Raw genomic sequence first — 14,860 nt, forward strand, 5'->3', positions numbered from 1 at the left:
TCGCGGGCGTTTTGCCTTCTCGCACTCACACCTCATATCCTTCTGATACAAAATGTTACCCGGGCGAATCTTCGCCCGCCATGCCAGACACCAACGTCCTACCCCACCCACATAGCTCTGGCGCCGCTTCTCTTATGCGGCTCTCTCCGAATTCTCAGACTTAGCCACTCGCTCAAATCCCACTTAAAAATGCCTGTTTGGCGCCAAAAACATGATCTTGATCAATACTCATAAGCTGCTAATATAGCCGCATCGAATTACATATACCATTTTGTTATATGGGAATTTTTTCTAATAATAAAAACAGCAAGAAGCGAGTATCCCATGCATCACACATCCCCGCTTAGCCAGATCTACCTAGACGCCAACGCGACCACTCCGGTACTGCCTCAGGCCGCCAAGGCAGCCCTAGGCGCCATGGAAGATCTTTTCGGTAACCCCTCGAGCAGCCATATCACGGGCCTGAAAGCCAAGAGCCTGATGGAGCAGACCCGCCTTCGCGCCAAGCAGATCCTGGGCAGCGGCCAGGGCAATATCATCTTTACCAGCGGCGCCACCGAAGGCATACAGACCGCCATTCTATCCGCCCTCATCAAGGCCAAGGCCAGCCTGGATCCCAACAAGCAGTACAGCCTACTCTATGGCGCGACCGAACATAAGGCGGTGCCCAACTCATTGGCCCACTGGAATCAACTGTTAGAGATAGGCGCCGAGCTCAAGGCGATTCCCGTCGACGACAAGGGCGCACTGGATCTCGACTTCATCGCCGCAGAGGTGCCCAACGCCCTGATGATCTGTACCATGGCGGTCAATAACGAAACCGGCGTCTATCAAGATCTTAAGGCACTCGATACCTGCATTCGCGACCACAATCCTGAGGTATTCTGGATGGTGGATTGCGTCCAGGCCCTGGGTAAACGCCCATTGGCCCTGGCGCAGACCAGCATAGACTACGCGCCATTCAGCGGTCATAAGCTGTATGCCCCCAAGGGGATCGGCTTCGTCTATATACGTGATGGTGCCCCCTTCACCCCCTTCATCGCAGGTGGTGGCCAGGAGGGCGGACTGCGCTCAGGCACAGAAAACCTGCCGGGCATGGCCGCCCTTAATCAGGTGTTCGCCATGCTGCTGGCCGAGCAAGACAGCGCCTTCCATAGCCTGTCGACCCTTGTCGATTACCGTGAGCAACTGGCCCAGGCATTGAAGCGCGCCTTCCCGACGCTGGTGTTTAACCACAGCTTCGACAACAGCGTGCCCACCACCCTAAACTTTGCCGTGCCCGGCTTTAGCAGCAAGGAGATCATGGATCTCTTCGACGCCGCCAATATCCGCGTTAGCTCAGGCTCGGCCTGTAGCTCCAAGGTCACCCGCAGCTTCGTGCTCGATGCCATGGGACTCCCGGCCTGGCAGAGCGAGTCGGCCATTCGTCTCTCCTTCGGCCCGGCCATGACCCAAACAGAGGTCGATCAAGCCTGCGAACGTATTCAGTCGGCCGCCAATGCTCTAGGCAACAGCTGCCTCACACTGAGCAGTGGTGAGGCATCAGCAGATAAGCAGCCGCTAAATGGCCTGGTTCAGCTCAAGTCTGGCTCCAGCTGCAGCTGGATCTATGCCGACCAAGAGAGTAAACAGGCGGTGGTTATCGATCCCCTGCCGGAACTTGATCAGCGCATCGATACTCTGTTGCAGTGCCAGCAGCTCGAGCCTATCGCCTTTATCGACACCCATGGTCACGCCGATCACGTCTCGGGCCGTGTGGCATTAGCCGCCCGTTATCTGCCCGAGCAGACAAGCGATCACCTTGGCTGGCCTGAGGATCACCAGATCACCGAGATAGGCGCCAGACCGGCGCAGGCAATCTCCCTAGGTCAGTACTCTCTGGTGAAGCTGGCCACCCCAGGCCACACCAATGACAGCATCAGCCTGCTGCTGTGCTCGCCCCAAGGCGAGGTGAGCTACGCCTTCTGTGGTGATCTCGTATTGATGGGTAGCCTGGGACGCACCAACTTCGACAGCAGCTGCGCCAAGCAGATGTACAACAGCCTAAAGCTGCTACACAGCCTGATTGGTGACGATACCCTGCTCTGCCCAAGCCACGACTACAACAACGAGTTCACCACCAGCTTCGCCGCCGAGTTCAGGGTCAATCCACTGCTGAACGAGGTGATCAACGGCACCATCTCTATGGCGCAGTTCGAGCTGCAAAAAGCGAGACTGGATACACATCTCAAGGATGAAGCTGGCAGCGAGATCATCTGCGGCGCCTATACCGGCGGTTGCAGCAAAGCCAAGGTGAAAGAGTACGACAGCCAGTCGCTCCAGCTACAGGTGAGTCAGTCGCCGCAGCTTAAGTTACTGGATATTCGCGAGCCCCACGAATACGCCCTGCAGCACGAGCTGGGCACCCTGAGCGAGCAGACGATCAACGTGCCTATGACCAGGCTGGTGCAGTTCGTGCAGGAACATAAGCAGGAGAGTGACGCCGAATGGGTGCTGGTCTGTCGCAGCGGCAGCCGCTCGCTGGTGGCGGCCCAGGCACTACACAGGCTCGGCTTTAACAAGATAGCCCACCTCAAAGGCGGCTACGCGCTGAGCGACAGTTAAGGTTTGCTATTACGCCTTACCTAACCGACACAAAAAAACCGCATCAAATGATGCGGTTTTTTATTGGCTTAACTAGACCACTAGAAGTAGTAGCCGAAGTTGATGTTAAAGCGCTTGTTGGTACCGCCATCGCCCACCATAGAGCCGCCGATGAAGGGCTGGTTCTCGGCCACCACGAAATCGAAATAGGTATAGAGGCCACCTGCGGTGACCGCCACTCCGGTCACATTCATGAAGGTGTCTTTCTGCCCGCCAGGCTTGTCGGTAACCAAGGAGTAGTCGTTATAGAAGGTCAGGTTTGACACAGGCCCCCAGGCCACCGGCAGGCTATAGGCTAAGTCCGCCACATAGCTGGTCGCCTCGGCGGGGATCGAGTCATAAAAGGCATAGGCGGCCACCACCATGCGCTCCACATCTATACCATCGACATCATACTTGTAGTCGGTGAGCTGCAACTTGAGGTTCCAGCGATCATAATTGACCACGCCGTGCAGCGCCGCCGCGACCTGATCGCCATCTGTGCCGTTCTCGATCTCAAGCTGACCCAGCTGGCCCGACACGCCTAGCTCAAGGCTCACCTCATCGAACACGAAATTATGGCTGTAGCGGGCATTGAAGGTGTTCTTCTCACCGGCGGCATAGCCAGCCGTAGGCGCATCGTAGATCCCCTCGCCCGGCAGACGAACGCCGACCACGTCATAGGCGTATCTGTGGGTGCGGTCCGACACATAACCGTCGAGGCCACCCTGCTCGTCATTCTTGTAGAAGGCCAGATCCAGTCGGTTAGCGTCACTCTTATAGGTGTAGTTCAGGCCCAGATCATAGTCGTCTTCCAGGCCTAGATAGAAGTTTGAGCTGAAGAAGTAGTTGTTGGAGGCGTAGGTCAGGATACCGAAAGGCACCTGAGTCACCCCTATCTTACCCTGCTGCTCATCGTCGAAGTTGTAACCCACCCAGGCGTGATGAACCACGTTCATATACTCGAACCAACGGTACTGAGCGGAGAAGATAACATCATCCAGATTACCGTTCACATCGATACGGAAGAGATCGAAGTCGAAGTCGCCACCGCGATCGGCGTTGGCATCGGAATAGTCCTCATAGGAATACTGGAAACGGGCCGCGCCGCCAAACTTGATCGACTTGTCCATCTCCTTTGCTTCGGGTGCCTGCTCCTTTTCGGCCTCCAGCTGCTCGATACGCGCCTTGAGCGCCTTAAGCTCCTCGTCTACTGTGGTGGCACCTGCGTTAGCGCTCAGCGCCAGCGCAATACAACTGGCCGCAAGGGTATAGCGAATCATCATTCATCCTCTTCGATTGACTTAGGTTTCTGCTTTCACACTGCCATCTGCCCCATGGATAGTAAGGATCGAGGCCGCCACTGCGCCTAAGCCCCATCAAGACTAAGCTCCATCAAGACTGAGCTCCATTAAGGCTTAGCTCCATCAAGGCTTAGCTCCATCAAGGCTTAGCTCCATCAAGGCTTAGCAACTCCGGAAAGCCCCAGGTAAAGATTTAGCCATAATAATTCTAATTCAAACAATAAAAATGACTGCCGGCGCCATCAGAACCAACATATTGATCTGACGAAATCCGATAAAACTGGGCAGAAGTGAAAGTTTACCTGCAAAAATGTAACATAAATCGCCCATAAATTACATATAAACCAAAATAGAGACACTCTTAATCATCGAGATGGAAGCTAGAGAACTAATAATAATTCAAACAAAAATTGGTATAACAACGCAAAATAATGACTCACTTAAAAGTTACTTTGAACGACAGGACGTAAGATGAGAGGGCAGAGGATAAGAAGAGGGTTAACCTAAAGGTGTGTGAAAAATGATAAGACAATAACCGAGCGAAAAAGCGCGGCATCCTGCCGCGCGTGCTCACTAAAGGGCACTCCCCTTTGCAGCCTCTCCCCACAGGTTAGGAATAGGGAGAAACAGAAAAGGAGACTTCTTGTGCCCCAAAGCGTCACCAAGGAGACGCAACCGCGATGGCAAACTGAAAGCACCGCTGCCTCCGGCCGTCCCTCGCCCCATCGAATCACTTGGTCTTGGTGCATCAAACTAGTCTAGGGCTTCCAACTCCTTGTCCCCTTTAAGCGCCTTGGTCTCATAGAGCCAGCGATACAGGGTCGGCAACACCAGCAGCGTCAGGGCGGTAGAGCTAAACAGGCCGCCTATGATCACCACCGCCAGCGGCTTTTGGATCTCGCTGCCCACACCGCTAGACAGGAGTATTGGGATCAAACCCAGCGCCGAGGTCAACGCCGTCATCAGCACGGGGCGCAGGCGTCCCACAGTGCCTTCATACACGCTGGTGTAGAGGGCTTCTCCCGAGGCGCGCCTCTGGTTGATCGAGTCCACCAACACCACACCATTGAGCACTGCCACCCCGAACAGGGTGATAAAGCCGATGGAGCTAGGCACAGACAGATAGGTGCCGCTGACATAGAGGGCCACCACGCCGCCGATCAGCGCCAGCGGCACGTTGGCCATGATCAGGCCCACCTGCTTAATGGAGCCAAAAGAGAAGTAGAGCAGCAGGGCGATCAGGGCGATGGAGATGGGCACCACCAACATCAGCTTCTGCTGAGCCCGCTGCTGGTTCTCATACTGACCGCCGACCACGACCGTATAACCCGGCGGCAGATCCGCCTGAGGCACTATGGCGTAGATATCCTTCACCACTGAGCCCATGTCGCGCCCCGACACGTTGGCCTGCACCACCACCCGGCGTTGCACATCGTCACGGCGGATATTAGGCGGCGCCATCTCGACCACCACATCGGCCACCTCGCCTAGACGCACGGTCGCACCGTTTACGCCGCTGAGCAGCAGATCCTCCAGCGCATCGGGCGCGCTGCGATATTGGCTGGCCAGACGCACATTGATGTCGTATCTAGCGTTGCCGTCGATCACCTGCCCGGCGCTGACACCGCCTATGCCCTGACTCACCAGGCTCATCACCTCATCGACGCTGATGCCATAGCGGGCCAGCAGATCGCGCTTGGGACGCACCACCAGCTGGGCCTCGCCGGACACCTGCTCCAGGGAGACATCGACCGCCCCCTCGATACCCGACACCAGCTCGCTGAGCTCCTGCCCCTTGCTGGAGAGCACCTCGAGATCCGGGCCAAACAGCTTGATCGCCAGCTGGGCCTTCACCCCTGAAAGCAACTCATCGACACGGGTGGCGATGGGCTGGGAGAAGGTAAATAGCAGGCCGGGGAAGACGCTAAGCTTCTCTTCCATCTTGCGCTGCAGCTCGAGACGGGTCTCGGCGTGTTCCCACTCCTCGATCGGCTTAAGGCCGATATAGATCTCTATGTTGCTCACAGGCTCAGGATCGCCGCCAAGTTCCGGGGCACCAATACGGCTCAGGGCATAGTCGACCTCGGGGAAAGTCATCAACATGGCCTCGAGCTTGGGCGCCACATCCAATGAGGTGCTCAGGCTGGCGGTTGGCGCCAGGGTCACCCTCAGGTTAATGGTGCCCTCCTCGAGCTCGGGCACAAACTCGGTACCTAGCCTTGGCAGCAGCGCCATGCTGATGCCGAACAGGGTCACCGCCGTCAGCAGCACCAACTTGGGCCTGCCCATGGTGGCACTAAGCAGGTGACGATACAGGGCCTCAACCGGCTTGAGTACCGGACTCTCCCTCAGGGTCACGCCGCGCTTGAACAGATAGACAGCTAAAGCTGGCACGCCGATCAGGGCCACAAACAGCGCCGCCACCATGGCCAGAATGATGCTCACCGCCATGGGCTGGAACAGCTTGCCCTCTACCCCTTCCAGGGCAAACAGCGGCGCAAACACCACTATGATGATGGCGGTGGCGAAGAAGATCGGGCTGCACACCTCCTTGGCCGCCAGCATCACCCTCAGGGCGATGCCGCTGCGCTCTCCTTCTCCCAGGCCATCTTCCTCGCCGTGGTAGGGGTCAGACTCACCCGAGGCGCGGGCCTTGGCCTGATCGAAATGGCGTCTGTCCGGCTGGGTCAGATGTTTGAAGATGTTCTCCACCATCACCACTGAGCCATCCACCAGCATGCCGATAGCCACCGCCAGCCCACCCAGGGACATCAGGTTGGCCGACATGCCAAAGTAAGCCATCACCATCAAGGCCAGGCCGATGGAGACTGGGATAGAGAGCAGCACCAACAAAGTCGCGCGCAGGTTCACCAGGAAGAGCGCCAGGATAACCACGATAAACAGGAAGGCCATCAAGAGGGCATCGCGCACCGTCTCTACCGCCTTGTTCACCAGATCCGCCTGATCGTAGAACACCTCGAAGGAGACGCCCTTGGGCAGGGCCTGCTCTATCATGGCGGTGCGGGCCGAGATATCGTCGATGGTCGCCTTGGTGTTGGCCCCCATACGCTTGAGCACCACGCCGGCGACCACTTCGCCTAGCGCCTTTGGCGTTCCAGCATCGTCGCGGCGGGTCATGGTGACCGCGCCCACACGGATCTCGGCGCCAAAGTCCACCTTGGCAATGTCGGCCACCCGCACCGGCGTACCGCCTGCCTCTGTGAGTGGGATCTGGGCGATCGCCGCCAGGCCAGCCTCACCCGCCGGTAACAGGCCGTAGCCACGTACCACCAGCTGCTCCTGTCCCTGGTCCATAAACCAGCCACCTGCGTTGCGGTTGTTGCTCTCCAGCGCCTGAGTCACCTGGGCCATGGAGAGGCCATAGCTGCGCAGCTTGTTAGGCTCTATCTGCACCTGATATTGACGCACCTCGCCGCCGAAAGAGAGCACGTCGGTCACGCCCCCCACCGGCATCATGATGAGCTTCACCAGATAGTCGTTGAGGCTCCTTAGCTCGGCGGCATCTATACCGGACTCAGGCGTGGCCCGCAATATGTACTGATAGATCTGTCCCAGGCCTGAGGTGTTGGGGCCTATCTCGGGCACCCCCACCCCGTCAGGGATCATCTCCCTGGCGGCCTGCAGCTGCTCGAATACCTGCTGACGGGCAAAGTAGATATCTGTGCCTTCGGCAAACACCACAGTCACTATGGAGAGGCCGGTGCGTGACAAGGAGCGCACCTCGGTCACCGATGGCAGGGCGTACATGGCCGACTCCACCGGGTAGCTGATCAGCTTTTCCACCTCCTCGGCCGCTAGCCCCTCGGCGGCGGTATTGACCGTCACCTGCACATTGGTGACATCGGGAAAGGCATCGAGATTGAGCTTAGGTAACATGGCGACACTGGCTACCACACCACACAGCAGCGCCAGGGCCACCAGAAGCCGATTGCGTATCGCGCTATCGATAAGTTTCTGAAGCATAAGGGCTACCTCTTAGTGATTGTGAATGTCGAAGCCTGACTTGGCCTGCTCAGAGGCCAGGAAGAAGGCGCCCGAGACCACCACCCGCATCTTGGGACTCAGTCCCTGCACCAGGTTCATGCCGCGTTGGCGCTCACTCACCTCGACCTCGACGGCCTCGAAGCCATCCCCCTCTTCGACAAACACCTGCCAGTCGCCGTCACCGCCGCGGGTCAGCGCCGCATCGGGCAAGATCACTCCATCCTGGTTGTTGTCGGCCAGATAGATCTCGGCAAATTGTCCGGCGTGCAGCACGTGGCCCGGATTGGCGAAGGCCACTAGGATCTGCTCGGTGCGGGTGACGCTGTCGATCTCATGGGAGCGGCCGATCACCTCGGCCTCCAGGCTAAAGTCGCCCACCTTCACCAGCGCCTTACTGCCTACCTTGATCTGTTGAGACTGGGTCGGCGTCACCTGGGCCTCGACCCAGAGGTGAGACTCGTCGGTGAGCTGCATCAGGGCGGTGCCACCGCTGAACACCTGACCTTTCATGGCCACATCCTGCTGCACCCGGCCGTCGAGCGGCGCCAGCAGCTGATAACTGCCTATGGTCTCGGGATCCGACTCCAGCGCCTTGATCTGCGCCGGCGTCATCTTGAGGGCGCCGAGTATGGCGCGCTTGAGCTCGGCATCCACCTGGGCCTGCAGACGGCGGCTGGCACTCACAGCGCTCTGGCTCATTCGCTTCACCCGGCTCCACTCGGCTGCCGCATTGATGTAATCCGCCTGGGCCTGAGCCACGGCTGCGCCCCCCAGAGTCAACAGGGGCTGGCCCTTGGCGACCTCCTGTCCCGGCACCACATGACGCGCCAACACCCGCACATCCAGCTGGGGCACCAGGGTCACGGTACGCTCCCTGTCCACCACCAGGGTGGCCGTCGCGACTGCGGCCAGGCTGAAGCCCTGACTGCTTACCTGCTCCACACGAATTCCCGCCAGCTGACGCTGCTCCTCGCTGAGCACTAGCTCACCGCCATGGGCTTCTTCGCCACCCAGCGCAGCTTCATCGCCCTGCTCTCTTTCCTTGTCGTGAGCCTGCTCTTGAGACACTTGCCCCTTGGCTGACTCTGCTTTGTGCTCATGTCCCTCGGCGCCGAGGGCAACCCCGCCCACAGCCGTCATGCTGATCAAGACGCCGAAACCCATGGCCCGCATCAGTGGGCTTAGCTGTAGAAAACGTGTTTTATTTGATTGATTCTTCATACTTTTCACCTAAATTCTTTATCCGTTTTGCTAAAGCCTGCTCGCTAAAATGTGCTCGCTCGCTTTAACGCCATAGCGCGACTAAACGCCTTCGCGGCCGAGCTGACGCTGCAGATAGTTCTCGAGTTGACCGCTCTGCCCCATCCAGTCGAGCCAGCTGCGATAGAGGGCGCCCTCGAGGGATAGACCTGCCAGATAGCTGTTAGCCAGCTGCCTCTGTCCCTGCAGGTAGTCGCTGGTGCTGATGTCGCCCGCACGCCACTGCTGTGACAGGGCATCCTGCACACCGGCGCCAGAGGTGAGCACCAACTCACGCCACTCGCGGTAACGCTGCTGCAGCCTGGGCAGGCTTAGGTGAAAAAGTTTGGCGGCCTGGGTGAGGCGACGCTCACGGGCCAGATAGTCTTGCTCGGCGATGGCGACCTGAGTACCGGCCGCGGCCTTGGCCTCGCGATAATCGTTGCGGATCTGAATCGGGATCGACAGCCCCACTCCCAGCTTGTTCTCCTCGCCTTCACGCTCGGCGCTCAGGCTGATACTGGGATCGGCGTTGGTGTCTGCCGCCACCTGTTGGCTGGCCAGCTTGGCCATCATCACCTGCTGGTAGGCACCCGCCAGCGCGGGCAGATCCGGGCCGACCTCCTGACTGGTGTCGACGCTGAGGGCACCGATAAACTCGGCGAAGGGCAACTCCAGCTCACCAAAGCGGCTGAGCACGCTGGCATCGGCGGCCAGCGAGGCCTGCTCGGCACTGGCGTGATCTGCGGCCTTACTGGCCAGATCCAGCTGCATCAACTGCAGCTCGGCTTGTGACAGGGCCCCCGCCTCCAGCTGTTGCTTGGCGATGGCGACCTGCTGCTTGGCGCTCTCTAGCAAACGTCCCTGAAAGGCGAGTAATTTCGCCTGCTGCGCCTGCTCCACCAGCGCCATCAGGAGTTCGCCATAGAGCTGGCTGCGGGCCAGACGATTGTCGGCCAGCAGGATCTCGGCCTCGAGCTGGGCGACACGTGTCGCTATCCCGCGTTTGTCGCCCCAGTCCAGGGTCTGACTCACCTCCAGGGTATAGGTATCTTCGCTGGCATTTTGGTAACTCACCCCCAGCTCAGGGTTATAGACGGGCCTGTCGGCGGCTTCCACCAACAACTGGGCCTGACGCACCTTGGCTTGCTGCGCCTGGATCTCAGGCAGTTGATTCACCTTGCTCATCAAGGGAGCGAGCCAGCCCTGAAAACCACTCTGCTCTATCTGTGCCAGCAAGGGTGCCGGCGCCATTTCCCCCGCTTCTGAGTAAAGGGTTTCGGCGAATAGGGGCGCGCCCCATATCGCGCCCAGTAATGCGGTGGCGATTAAGCTTTTTCTCATCGCAATTCCTAATCTTAAGGATCAGGTGTCTCTGCTGCCCGCCAAGGCAGGTTTAACCTTAGCCAGGCAGGCAATGCACAGCATCGACCCGCGGCAAGATAATTCACCACGGCCCAAGGCTGGCAGTTAACAGAGAACGCCCGATAAAAAACGGTACCCCAACAGCGCCCGCGCCATGCACAGGGCCTGAAAAGGCATTATTTTCAGAAGATTAAGAAAGTAAGATAGGTGGGCGATAAGCCGCTTGTTGCTCTGGTGGCAGGTAATGCAATCTGGCGCTCGCGGGTTCATCGCTCACGGGCACAGAAGGGGTCAGGGCCAGCTGAGACACTAAGGTCACGTGACCACCATGACACTGGCAGTCGAGGCAGAGATCGAAGGTCTGAGTCTCTGTCTTGCTGATCTGGTGTTGATGTGGCGTCTCTAGCTCGGGCTCATCGAAGGCGCATTGGCAATCGACACACTGAGCCAGGCTCACCACTTCGGCAGTAAACTGCAGATGGGGATGGGTTTCGCTCTCCTCTTCATGGCTGCCAAGATGCAACTGATGCGCGCCAAGATTCGCCCCTGCAAACTGCAGTGCGACCACGGCGATCATCATCAAGGCAATCTTGTGAACCAGTTGTCGAAAGAAGCGACTCAAGCAAACTCCAAAGGGGAAAAGCGTAAAAAGGTCGAGTTATCAGACTCAAGGGGTGGCAAATAGTTCCACGGCCATCGCTAAATTAACAGGAGATTCGTCCCGTCATGCCAGCCAGATCACACTTGCCACCCGCAAAGCCATTACTTGAATACGCAGTGCTTGGTGTAGTCGGCGGCTTCGTTGGCCGTCCAGTCACCCTTAGGCTTATCTTCCATCTGCTTACACCACTTTTCGCTACCTACCTCGGGAGCACAACCAGAAAGTGACGCCATCAGAGCCAGGGCCAGTGCAGCGGACGTCAGAGAGAGTGAAGATTTTAACATGAAGATATTCCTTTAGGAGGTCAGATAATGTTGTTCCCAGTCACCGAGCCTAAGACTCGCGCACCAGCGGACAACTCAGCTTAGCGGTGATCCACTCGATAGCCTGGGGCTTATCCTCGAGAGCATACCACGCCACCTCCCCCTGCATAAAGGGGCCCATAAGACGCACGGCGTTACCAAACCAATCGGGCCCGCCCACCAGCACCAAGGCATCGAACCTGGGCAGTTGCAGCTCGCCCACGCCCGAGAGTGACTGGCTCTCCCAGCCTTCCAGCAGCACGTCGGCCTCGATATAGAGACACACCTTGCCCGAGGCCTGCTGATATTCCTCAATGATGGGGACTATCTTGTTGCAATAGTCCTGGGTCGACAATCGCCCGCTGGCAAATAAACTGATCACCCCATTGGTGATATCGGCGATTTGACATAACATACTCACACTCCGAGAAGGCGCCTAATTTGGCGACCATTTTGCATCATTTTGACTAGCCAATGATACAGGTCTAGATCAAATAAGCCGAACATGCCGACAAGCGAGCCCTCAGTTGATAAAGATCTCTCAGCGCGTCCAAATAGCCGATAACGAACTGGAATGGCAATTCATCCGCTCCAGTGGCGCTGGTGGCCAGCACCTCAACAAGGTCTCCACCGCGGCTCAGCTGATCTTCGACATTCGCCAATCCTCTCTGCCAGAGTTTTACCAGCAACGCCTGCTCGCCAAGACAGACCACCGCATCACCAAGAGCGGCAAGATCATCATCAAGTGTCAGGCCAGCCGCAGCCAGGACGCCAACCGTCAGACGGCGCTGGAACAGTTTATCGCCCTGGTGGCCAGCGTCGGCCACACCGCCAAGAAACGTGTCGCCACCAAGCCCACCAAGGCCAGCCAGCGCAGACGGGTCGATACCAAGAAACAGCGCGGCGCCACCAAGGCCCTCAGGCAGAAGCAGTTCTAATCCGTCCTCACTCTTTGCCTCATCTTGATTTTTGCTAACGAGACGCCAAAATCGCCGATAAGTGTGCTAAGTTGCAGGTATCTGACTTAAAAGACTGAATCCATAAGGTGTTGTGCATGAGTAAAGCGGTGAAAATTCTCCTGGTAAACGGCCCCAACCTCAACCTGCTGGGTCGACGCGAGCCCGGCCACTATGGTCATCACACCCTGGCGCAGATCGTCGAGCAGCTTAAGCTGCTGGCTGGTGAGCAAGGCGCCAGCCTGGATCATATTCAGTCCAACGCCGAACATGAGCTGATCGACGCCATTCACCAGAGCGACGCCGACTTCATCATCATCAATCCAGCGGCCTTTACCCACACCAGTGTGGCCCTGAGAGACGCCCTGCTCGGCGTCGCCATCCCCTTCATCGAGGTGCACCTCTCAAACGTTCATGCCAGAGAGGCCTTCAGGCATCACTCCTACTTCTCCGACAAGGCGGTCGGCGTCATCTGCGGCCTGGGAGAACAAGGCTATCGCTACGCCCTGGACTCGGCCATCGCCCGCGTCAGAGCCGCTCAGGAGAAGTAGCCTGTCATGGATATTCGCAAGATAAAGAAACTGATCGAGCTGGTGCAGGCATCGGATATCACAGAGTTGGAGATCAAGGAGGGTGAGGAGTCGATTCGCCTCTGCCGCCAACCAGCCGTCTCGGCCAGCGGGCAAAAGGCTGGCGTCACTATCGTGAATTCCCCCGACGCCGAGGCGCAGACAGATCAGGAAGATTATGATGAGGAGACGCTACTGCGCTCCCCCATGGTGGGCACCTTCTATCTCGCCCCCGCGGTCGATGCCGCGCCACTGGTCAAGTTGGGTCAGCGGGTCGAACAGGGCGAGCCTGTCTGCATCATAGAGGCGATGAAGATGATGAACCAAATTCAGGCGCCCCACGCAGGCGTGGTGACCGCACTTCTCTGCCAGAGCGGCGATGGCGTCGAGTTCGATCAACCTCTAATGGTGATTGAATAGATGCAGATCTAAATTCCAGGAGACTAAGGTGACAGCTTTGATGCGTCGATTCGACAAGGTCCTGGTCGCCAATCGCGGCGAAATAGCCCTGCGCATCATACGCGCCTGTCGCCAGCTGGGCATCAAGACGGTCGCCCTCTACTCCAGCGCCGACAAAGATAGCGGCCACCTGAGACTCGCCGATCAGCAGATCTGCATCGGCCCCGCCCCCGCCAAAGAGAGTTACCTCAACATCGCCGCCATCCTAGGCGCCGCCGATCTCGCCAGGGTCGATGCCATCCATCCGGGTTACGGCTTTCTGGCCGAAAATGCCGACTTCGCCCAGCAAGTCACCGACAGCGGCTTTCACTTCATCGGCCCCAAGGCCGACACCATACGCCTGATGGGCGACAAGGTGAGCGCCATCGCCGCCATGAAGGCCGCAGGCGTGCCGACAGTGCCCGGCTCAGACGGTCTACTGGGCGATAATGAGGCCCAGAGCCTAGAGATCGCGGCCCAAATCGGATACCCGCTGATCATCAAGGCCACTGCCGGGGGCGGCGGTAAGGGAATGCGGGTCGTAGAGGATGAGGCTCAGCTGCTTGGGGCCATCGCACTCACCCGCCAGGAGGCCGAGGCCGCCTTCGGCAACGGCGGCGTCTATCTGGAGAAATACCTCACCCGGCCACGTCATATCGAGGTGCAGGTGCTCTGCGACCATCAGGGGCATTGCATCTCACTCGGCGAGCGTGACTGCTCGCTGCAAAGAGCCCAGCAAAAGGTGATCGAATCCGCTCCGGCGCCAGGGTTAACGCCCGAGCAGCGCCAGCAGATAAGTGAGAGCTGCATCAGGGCCTGTCAGGCCATAGGCTATCGCGGCGCCGGTACCCTGGAGTTTCTCTATCAGGATGGCGAGTTCTACTTCATGGAGATGAACACCCGCATTCAGGTGGAGCATACCATCTCAGAGATGGTCACCGGGGTGGACCTGTTAGTGCTGCAGCTGCGAGTTGCCCAGGGCGAGCCCCTGGCCTTACAAGAGTCGTTAATCCAGCCCAAGGGCCACGCCATCGAGTGTCGCATCAATGCCGAAGACCCCGCCAGCTTCGCCCCCTCGCCCGGGCGAATAGACAGGCTGGTGGTGCCCGGCGGCCTGGGGGTGCGCTGGGAATCCCACCTCTCACCCGGCGCCCACGTGCCGCCCCAATATGATGCCATGATCGCCAAGCTGATCGCCTGGGGCGACGACAGAGCTCAGGCGATCGCCCGCATGCGCACCGCCCTGGATGAATTGACTATCACAGGCATTAAGACCAATGTGCCCCTGCTCAGGGCGCTGCTGGCCGATCCTCAAGTGCAGCAGGGAGAGACCTCAATTCATTATCTCGAAGAGACCTTCTTGCCTAGACGATAAGCGCCTGGATGCTACCTTTCTACC

At 58.4% G+C, this 14,860-nt stretch carries 12 protein-coding genes; 5 read left to right on the plus strand and 7 right to left on the minus strand.

The genetic code is table 11. The features are described from left to right. Positions 1-324 precede the first annotated feature (324 nt). Positions 325-2,604, plus strand: coding sequence for an aminotransferase class V-fold PLP-dependent enzyme (locus SHEW_RS17355; protein ID WP_011867150.1), 2,280 nt, complete (start codon positions 325-327; stop codon positions 2,602-2,604). A gap of 80 nt (positions 2,605-2,684) precedes the next feature. Here the strand turns inward: SHEW_RS17355 and SHEW_RS17360 are convergent, their stop codons facing one another. The 7 genes from SHEW_RS17360 to SHEW_RS17390 form a co-directional block, all read right to left on the minus strand. After that, positions 2,685-3,905, minus strand: a complete 1,221-nt coding sequence (locus SHEW_RS17360) for a putative porin (RefSeq protein WP_011867151.1) — start codon at positions 3,903-3,905, stop codon at positions 2,685-2,687. 774 nt (positions 3,906-4,679) lie between these two features. Next, the gene (locus SHEW_RS17365; RefSeq protein WP_011867152.1) at positions 4,680-7,910 is read right to left on the minus strand and encodes an efflux RND transporter permease subunit; all 3,231 of its coding nucleotides are present in this window, start codon (positions 7,908-7,910) and stop codon (positions 4,680-4,682) included. Between the two features lie 12 nt (positions 7,911-7,922). Beyond that, positions 7,923-9,152, minus strand: a complete 1,230-nt coding sequence (locus SHEW_RS17370; protein ID WP_011867153.1) for an efflux RND transporter periplasmic adaptor subunit — start codon at positions 9,150-9,152, stop codon at positions 7,923-7,925. Between the two features lie 81 nt (positions 9,153-9,233). Continuing rightward, complete coding sequence (locus SHEW_RS17375) at positions 9,234-10,514, minus strand: TolC family protein (protein ID WP_011867154.1); 1,281 nt, start codon at positions 10,512-10,514, stop codon at positions 9,234-9,236. Positions 10,515-10,725: 211 nt separating this feature from the next. Then, positions 10,726-11,157, minus strand: coding sequence for a hypothetical protein (locus SHEW_RS17380; RefSeq protein WP_011867155.1), 432 nt, complete (start codon positions 11,155-11,157; stop codon positions 10,726-10,728). Between the two features lie 140 nt (positions 11,158-11,297). Continuing rightward, positions 11,298-11,480, minus strand: a complete 183-nt coding sequence (locus tag SHEW_RS17385) for a DUF3012 domain-containing protein (protein WP_011867156.1) — start codon at positions 11,478-11,480, stop codon at positions 11,298-11,300. A gap of 49 nt (positions 11,481-11,529) precedes the next feature. Continuing rightward, entirely contained in the window at positions 11,530-11,913 is a 384-nt protein-coding gene (locus SHEW_RS17390; RefSeq protein ID WP_011867157.1) for a SpoIIAA family protein, read from the minus strand. Between the two features lie 112 nt (positions 11,914-12,025). Between SHEW_RS17390 and arfB the strand changes: the two genes are divergently transcribed. The 4 genes from arfB to accC all read left to right on the plus strand — a co-directional run bounded on the left by arfB (position 12,026) and on the right by accC (position 14,836). Further along, complete coding sequence (arfB, locus tag SHEW_RS17395; RefSeq protein ID WP_011867158.1) at positions 12,026-12,436, plus strand: alternative ribosome rescue aminoacyl-tRNA hydrolase ArfB; 411 nt, start codon at positions 12,026-12,028, stop codon at positions 12,434-12,436. A 116-nt stretch (positions 12,437-12,552) separates the two neighbouring features. After that, a complete protein-coding gene (aroQ, locus tag SHEW_RS17400) occupies positions 12,553-13,005 on the plus strand; it encodes a type II 3-dehydroquinate dehydratase (RefSeq protein WP_011867159.1) in 453 nt (150 codons plus the stop codon). A gap of 6 nt (positions 13,006-13,011) precedes the next feature. Then, positions 13,012-13,443 carry an acetyl-CoA carboxylase biotin carboxyl carrier protein gene (gene accB / locus SHEW_RS17405; protein ID WP_011867160.1) on the plus strand — a complete coding sequence of 144 codons (432 nt, stop codon included), beginning with the start codon at positions 13,012-13,014 and terminating at the stop codon, positions 13,441-13,443. A gap of 40 nt (positions 13,444-13,483) precedes the next feature. Beyond that, a complete protein-coding gene (gene accC, locus SHEW_RS17410) occupies positions 13,484-14,836 on the plus strand; it encodes an acetyl-CoA carboxylase biotin carboxylase subunit (RefSeq protein ID WP_011867161.1) in 1,353 nt (450 codons plus the stop codon). The last annotated feature ends 24 nt before the right edge of the window (positions 14,837-14,860 follow it).

Origin of the sequence: Shewanella loihica PV-4 (genome assembly GCF_000016065.1) — a bacterium.
In the GTDB taxonomy this organism is placed as follows: Bacteria; Pseudomonadota; Gammaproteobacteria; order Enterobacterales; family Shewanellaceae; genus Shewanella; species Shewanella loihica.

Coding starts and splice junctions, on each gene's coding strand:
- SHEW_RS17355 (WP_011867150.1), top strand. CDS start 325: ATGCATCACACATCCCCGCTTAGCCAGATCTACCTAGACGCCAACGCG.
- SHEW_RS17360 (WP_011867151.1), bottom strand. CDS start 3,905: ATGATTCGCTATACCCTTGCGGCCAGTTGTATTGCGCTGGCGCTGAGC.
- SHEW_RS17365 (WP_011867152.1), bottom strand. CDS start 7,910: ATGCTTCAGAAACTTATCGATAGCGCGATACGCAATCGGCTTCTGGTG.
- SHEW_RS17370 (WP_011867153.1), bottom strand. CDS start 9,152: ATGAAGAATCAATCAAATAAAACACGTTTTCTACAGCTAAGCCCACTG.
- SHEW_RS17375 (WP_011867154.1), bottom strand. CDS start 10,514: ATGAGAAAAAGCTTAATCGCCACCGCATTACTGGGCGCGATATGGGGC.
- SHEW_RS17385 (WP_011867156.1), bottom strand. CDS start 11,480: ATGTTAAAATCTTCACTCTCTCTGACGTCCGCTGCACTGGCCCTGGCT.
- SHEW_RS17390 (WP_011867157.1), bottom strand. CDS start 11,913: ATGTTATGTCAAATCGCCGATATCACCAATGGGGTGATCAGTTTATTT.
- aroQ (WP_011867159.1), top strand. CDS start 12,553: ATGAGTAAAGCGGTGAAAATTCTCCTGGTAAACGGCCCCAACCTCAAC.
- accB (WP_011867160.1), top strand. CDS start 13,012: ATGGATATTCGCAAGATAAAGAAACTGATCGAGCTGGTGCAGGCATCG.
- accC (WP_011867161.1), top strand. CDS start 13,484: ATGCGTCGATTCGACAAGGTCCTGGTCGCCAATCGCGGCGAAATAGCC.